Genomic DNA, 6,641 nt, shown 5'->3' with positions numbered 1-6,641 from the left:
TCAAAAAGAGTGCATCCTTCCCCTCAAGGGATACCTCCGACCCTCAAAGGAGGCATCCAATCTATGAGGATGCACTCTAGCCCTCAAAAAGAGTGCATCCTTCCCCTCAAGGGATACCGCCAAACCCTCATGAGGCAGCATCCAATCTATAGAGGATGCACTCCAGCCCTTAAAAAGAGTGCATCCTTCCCCTCAAGGGATACCTCCGACCCTCAAAGGAGGCATCCAATCTATGAGGATGCACTCTAGCCTTCAAAAAGAGTGCATCCTTCCCCTCAAGGGATACCTCCGACCCTCAAAGGAGGCATCCAATCTATGAGGATGCACTCTAGCCTTCAAAAAGAGTGCATCCTTCCCCTCAAGGGATACCTCCGACCCTCAAAGGAGGCATCCAATCTATGAGGATGCACTCTAGCCCTCAAAAAGAGTGCATCTTTCCCCTCAAGGGGTTTACTCAACTTTCATCGCATATCATTTTTATGAACCCTCATTTTTATGAATCCTTGATCAAAGATACAAAAAGAAGTTTGCTAGCAACTATTGTATCACCCACCTTATGGGATTCCACTTCTCTACAGAGCTTTCAAACTTTTTTACGCCTTCATAAAGTCGAATCTGAAAGAATTCATTAAGGCAATTAAGGGTAAATTTTGTCAATTTGTAGACAAAGTTTATTCTTTTTTGTGATTGTTGTATTTTTACTATAGTTATTTAAATCGAATTTATATATGATACGTATCGATATTTATTTATAGAAATAAATATAGGAGAAAAACTATGAATATCAGATATTTTTTCATAGCTGGGGCTATTACAAGTGGTTTAGCTCTCGCGATTCAAAAATCTGATCGTATAGTCAATAAACAACCCTCTCCTATTGTTGCTCCTTATACTATTGAGAAAACAACTTTACAGTTTGTTAAACAAGTAAGGGACACATCGGATACATTGAATATACTGAGAGTCAGTAATAGAAGCGCATCAGAACAAGCATCCATCAACGATATATACGATAAAGCAGAAAATTTATTGAATGCACTAGCTGGTTTTTTAGGATCACTTATTATATATTTCTTACAACTTGTTGCTAATAAAATATAAGATACAAAAAGTTCTTAAAGTAAGGTTATATACATTTTATGTATATTGTAAAAATTTAAATAAAAAGGCCCTTTATAAAATGGGGCCTTTTTTAGTTTAATTTTTCCTTTGTTTTAGTTTAATTTTTATTGTGTTTTTATTTTTATTGGCCAAATATCATCGCCTTCAAAACTGCTCAAAAATGGCATTTTTGCCTTCCTCTCATCTCAAATGACAAAGGCTCTACCCCCTAGCTTCCCTCCCATAGCGCTTTAGTTAATAAGGGTCCGCAATCTTCTTGTTTTTCCCAAAAATTCTTCTGTTTTCAAGAAAATGACCATGCATCCCCTACGTCATCGAATTGGCTTCCAGATCTCCATGAAACAGACTTAAAAACACAAAAATACCATAAATTTTTACATCAATATCACCATACTGAAACACTGTTGAAGCTTAACAAGCGCTGCTTCATTGGCAAGGACTTCTTAAAAAGACAAAAAACACCTCAAAGGCAAAAGAGCTTAACACTGCTCAAAAATGGCATTTTTGCCTTCCTCTCATCTCAAATGACAAAGGCTCTACCCCCTTTTTAGGCTCTACCCCCTTTTAGGCTCTACCCCCTTTTAGGCTCTACCCTCTTTTAGGCTCTACCCTCTTTTAGGCTCTACCCCCTTTTAGGCTCTACCCCCTTTTAGGCTCTACCCCCTTTTAGGCTCTACCCCCTTTTAGGCTCTCCCCCCTTTTAGACTCTACCCCCTTTTATAGCTCCCCCGTAGCGCCCCCTTGAGTCAATGAAGCTTTCCCTCATAGCGCTTATTCAAGCGCTAATTTATGAGCATTTTCTAACAAAACAACAGAACCGTCTTAAAGAAGAGAGCGAATTTATAATTGATTTTTCTCCCCTATTCTTGAGGATCAAGCCATTTTCAGTCTATTTTTTAAAATCTTGGCTATTATTCTCGATTTTTCGAACACTTTATTTTGCTCTGGTATGAAAGGTGTGAAAGCGCCTCAATCATAGCGCTTTCACATCTTTTAAATAAGAGTGCTTTTCTTCAACAGGAGAGTACAACACTAATCAATTTTTATATCCATAAATGCGATTTTACCATCTTTAATATAAGTAATATCAGGAGCATGTTTTACCCCCTCTGCTTCAAACACGAACTGTTCATCACTCACCCCTTCAAACCCTTGTTCCCTTAATTCTTGTTTTTTCTCCTCAACTAATTTTTTATGGAAATCTCGTTTTTGATTACACAAATTAAGGTTTCTATCTCTAAAAAGCTGATAGTCCATGGCTATGGACAACTTCTCAGCAACCCGTTCCAGCAGATCGTAACTGAACTTTCCTTCCCTTTCCACTTCTTGAGCGATCACCATCGCGCGTTCCAAATGAACTTTTTCAATGGTTTCATCAAAGCCAAGCTGGTTCCCTGCCGTAAAACTTTCGTCATAAGAAGCTAAAGTCTCAACATCGCCCAGCAAAGCAAGAGCAGCAAGATGCAGCAAAGCATAAGGTGCGAGCTCTATGTCATCATCCGGTGCCCAAGATAAAGAGTCTTTTTCCCAAGGAGGAAGACGATATTGAGAGCGAAAAATTTCATGCAAAGAATCATCTTCCATTGTCCATTTTAAAGTTTTTTCAAGCGCTTTTTTTAAACACGCGGCACTCACTTTTTCTTCAAAAATTTCCAATCCATTGGGCACAAAATTCATAAATACCGTTGGCAAAACCCCAGAATTATGAGGATTAATCGTCTGACAAGCAGCCGCAAAAACACCGCTCATAATTAAAAGCCCGCGATCAAACGGGGAAAATTCTTCCACGTGTTTTTCGTTATAAAGAAACTGCACTTCGCGATCTGGTAAAAAGAGGGTTGCCAAATAATCTCCTTTTCCCTCGATGTCCACAGACCACCCCAAGCTTTTTAAAAGCGCTGTTGCACTTTCTATCGTGAGAATTTCATCATCATCATAACCGACAAAGGGTTCTTTTTCCTTTTCCTTTAGTTGCAAACGCCTCTTCTGCAGCACGGCTTCATCTTTCCAAAACTGCTGCGTTGCAAGATCATTTTCTTTAAGCACTCTTTCCAGCTCGCCTTTCACTTGGAAATTCATTTTCATCCGTTTGAAGACAGAGGTATAAAGAGCTAAAACAAGCATGATAATGATCATGCAAATAACAATAAATACCCAGAACTCGGGATCTAATAGAAATACGGCTATAGGATCAAAGTTCATGTTCCCCCCTCACTATTTACACAACCCGTGCGACAGAGAGCTTATGTGCTCTCGCACCGAGATTGCTTCTTCTAGTTTCTGAATATTTTTGTACAACTCACCCGTCACTTTGGTGCGAAGCCGTAACATAACCGGAATAAAAATAATGACACAGACCGTTATGGCGACCGTCGTTTTAAAGAGAACGGCATGCACAACATATTGCCACCCTGTCAGCTGCCAATTTAATACACCTGGTATTTCTAGAACCATTCTCCAGATGACAATGAGAACCGCAATAGCAAAGATAATTTTATAATCCTTTGCTGAGAGTAACGCTTGCTGAAGCGAAAAAGAATGCGCTCCTTTATGCGTTTCTTGCTCTGATGCCCAATTTTGCTCCTTCATGTATTCCCCTCTCACTCTTTGAAAAGACCCCGTGTGACAGAGAGCTTATTTGCTATCACACCGAGATTGCTTCTTCTCGTTTCTGGATCTTTTTTTCCAATTTTCGCATTATGATGATGCAAAACCCAAATATCACCGAAATCAAGAAAAGTACACAGGCCGTTATGGCTTACGTCATAATAAAAATTATAATATTCCTGCTACCTTGCCACCCTCTTACCTTCCTCACATCTCAAATAGTGAAGATTTTCAAACCACGCCAATCTATAAACAATAGTCACAATTCAGCTTTTTCTTCCTAAAAATTCTCCTATTTTCAAGAAAATGACCCTGCATCCCCACTTCAATAGGATTCATTTCAAAGCTTGAATGAACAAGGCTCCTAAAAATACGAAAACAACCCATATACCGCGCGCCCCTACAAGCAAAACCGTTCCTTCCTCACGCCTCAAACGATAAAGTAAGTCCCAAGCACTCACTCTAGGCTCTAAACCCCAAGGGCTCTTATTCCCTTTTATCAATACTAATCCATAATCGGCTTTTCTTTCACTCAATGCCACCCTCAACACTGCTCCTTAGAGCAATGTTTACGGACACCTCATGAAAGAGCACCAAAAAATATCAGAGGCAAAATGGTATAGAGAGCAATCCCTATAAAGGCTGAATCTCTCATAATTTCTTCATTATTTTTTCCCTCTCATGACTTCTCAAACGCTGTATCCTGTTCTTGCAAGACGTTTTTCAGTTCTTTTCTTAAACAGCGATACGTTCTCACCTGCTTAAAGACACCATAATAAAGTTGTAAAATCATCATAGGAATACAAGCAACCACCAATGTCACGCACATAAGCACGAGACCGAATATTGTAACAAGAATATCACTCCATTTTTCTCTATCGCCTTTTTTATACCAATCCTTTTGATCGGTTATTTTACCCCGTTGCTGGTTTATTTCTTTCAATTTTTGAGTATTTTTTCTCAACAAAAGCCACAATGTTATGAAGAGTATGTACAGAACTGGAAACAAGACCCAAACACACACTGTAATAACTTTCCAAAACGCATACAGAGAGAGAAAAAGAGGTGTATCCCACCACCCTGTCAAGTTCTCTTGGCTACCCAAAGATGAGAGAAAGAAAATCTTGTTGCACAACTCAATAATGAGCGAGAGGAACCAAATGACAACATGCTCTCGCACAGAAAAATAATCTTTCCCAAAAAAATAGCGTAGTTCATTATAAAATGCTGAATAAAATTCTGACTTTTTCTCCTTCATTGCTCTTCCTTTTTATGAAAAACGCATTTCTTTATCTCATGCCCGCTCTTTTAAGAACCACGAAAAGTGCGATGCATGGCGCTTCCCTTATTTTCAACAAAAAACCCTAATTTTCTAAAAGCGCGGTTGCTTTTCCAAATGATTAAGAGCATCTTCCTCATTACAAACCTGATAGGCTTCTTTATCCTCTTTGCCTGACGATTTTCCAACCATCCCCTCTTCTTGTGTCACGAGAGCTTCCAAACATTGCCTCTTACCCCTCACGATAGCTACAAAAGCGCCTTATCGTTCTCTTTTCTTATGCATTTTAATTCCCATCTCACTCTACAATACATTCTCACGCGCTTGAAAACAAAATAATAAAATTCTAAAATGAGCATGACAACACCCGCAGGAAAAAAGACGTTTAGCAGAAATATCAACCAAAAATATACGATAAAAAAACTGCTTATTCTTTCTCTATTGTTTTTTACTGGATTATTTTGTTGATCGGTTGTATGACCCCGTTGCTGGATAGCCTCATCCAACTGCTGAATCATTTTTTTTAACAAATACGTTAAGATGAGATAAAGCACCAATAAAACAGGCATCAAGGCAACAACAACAACCATGATGACTTCACGCATCACAAAGAGCGACAAAAGAGTGCTATCCTGCGATACACTCAACGGCCACTTGGATTCTAATGGGATCAAAAGAGCTTTATAACCTATCGCAATAAGGATAGACATAAGACAAATAATAATATGATCTTTATAAGAACGAAATGATTTTCCCAAAAAAAGAGAGCACCATTTGTTATAAAATGTGGAATTTTCCCCCTTCATTTGCTCTTCCTTTTTATGCAACTGTTTGTCCCTAACTTTTATAAGGACACGCATAATCTCTCAAGCACAATTGCATCCATTATCGTCAAACAGAATACCTCAGAGAACACTCGTATTGCATATTTATGTTGCCAATACTTTTGCCAATTCACGTGCTTGTTTTAAAGAAACATCTCTCAACACTTGCAAACCAACACGCATCACCCCCATTTCATGAACAGCCCCCATGAAAGGGATAACAATAGCGCCCCCATGAATATACCCCCCTTACTATAAAATCTATCACCCCTATTGTTTCAATAAAAAATGTAATCCAGCACCATTCATATACGCCCCCTGCAGCCTCTACAATAGCCTTACCCTCCCCTTGCGACAAGCCACGCCATAACTCGTTCCTCAACACGACACCCCCCCCATTACCCTAAGGCTCCTACAACAACCATACCCGCTCCCCTACAACAGCCTTTACCCGCCCGCACCCTACAAACAGCCATACCGCTCTGCCCCTACAAACAGCCATACCGCTGCCCCCTACAACAGCCATACCGCTGCCCCCTACAACAGCCATACCCGCCACCCCCTACAAACAGCCATACCGCTGCCTCTACAACAGCCTTTACCCGCCCCCCCTACAAACAGCCATACCGCTGCCTCTACAACAGCCTTTACCCGCCCCCCCTACACAACAGCCATACCGCTCTGCCCCTACAAACAGCCATACCGCTCTGCCCCTACAACAGCCATACCGCTGCCTCTACAACAGCCTTTACCCGCCCCCCCCTACAACAGCCTTTACCCGCCCCCCCTACAACAGCCATACCCGCCCG

General features: G+C 40.4%; 7 protein-coding genes. 1 reads left to right on the top strand and 6 read right to left on the bottom strand.

Annotated elements, in window-relative coordinates:
• Positions 1–777: 777 nt before the first annotated feature.
• Entirely contained in the window at positions 778–1,101 is a 324-nt protein-coding gene (locus tag ACFIN0_RS09260; protein ID WP_375607073.1) for a hypothetical protein, read from the top strand.
• 1,053 nt (positions 1,102–2,154) lie between these two features.
• Here ACFIN0_RS09260 and ACFIN0_RS09255 read toward each other — a convergent pair.
• The 6 genes from ACFIN0_RS09255 to ACFIN0_RS09230 all read right to left on the bottom strand — a co-directional run bounded on the left by ACFIN0_RS09255 (position 2,155) and on the right by ACFIN0_RS09230 (position 6,382).
• Positions 2,155–3,324, bottom strand: coding sequence for a DUF6990 domain-containing protein (locus tag ACFIN0_RS09255; RefSeq protein ID WP_375702392.1), 1,170 nt, complete (start codon positions 3,322–3,324; stop codon positions 2,155–2,157).
• A 12-nt stretch (positions 3,325–3,336) separates the two neighbouring features.
• Entirely contained in the window at positions 3,337–3,711 is a 375-nt protein-coding gene (locus tag ACFIN0_RS09250) for a hypothetical protein (protein WP_375702391.1), read from the bottom strand.
• 353 nt (positions 3,712–4,064) lie between these two features.
• Positions 4,065–4,271, bottom strand: coding sequence for a hypothetical protein (locus ACFIN0_RS09245; protein WP_375638458.1), 207 nt, complete (start codon positions 4,269–4,271; stop codon positions 4,065–4,067).
• A gap of 137 nt (positions 4,272–4,408) precedes the next feature.
• A complete protein-coding gene (locus ACFIN0_RS09240) occupies positions 4,409–4,987 on the bottom strand; it encodes a hypothetical protein (RefSeq protein ID WP_375702390.1) in 579 nt (192 codons plus the stop codon).
• A gap of 269 nt (positions 4,988–5,256) precedes the next feature.
• On the bottom strand, positions 5,257–5,598 hold the full coding sequence (locus tag ACFIN0_RS09235) for a hypothetical protein (RefSeq protein ID WP_375702389.1): 342 nt from the start codon (positions 5,596–5,598) through the stop codon (positions 5,257–5,259).
• A gap of 646 nt (positions 5,599–6,244) precedes the next feature.
• Complete coding sequence (locus ACFIN0_RS09230; protein ID WP_375702388.1) at positions 6,245–6,382, bottom strand: hypothetical protein; 138 nt, start codon at positions 6,380–6,382, stop codon at positions 6,245–6,247.
• Positions 6,383–6,641: the final 259 nt, after the last annotated feature.

The sequence above is a fragment of the Bartonella sp. AA89HNZF genome, from assembly GCF_042196905.1.
Classification (GTDB): Bacteria; Pseudomonadota; Alphaproteobacteria; order Rhizobiales; family Rhizobiaceae; genus Bartonella.
The sequence above is the reverse complement of the archived record's forward strand: the minus strand, read 5'-3'. Positions and strand labels throughout refer to the sequence as shown.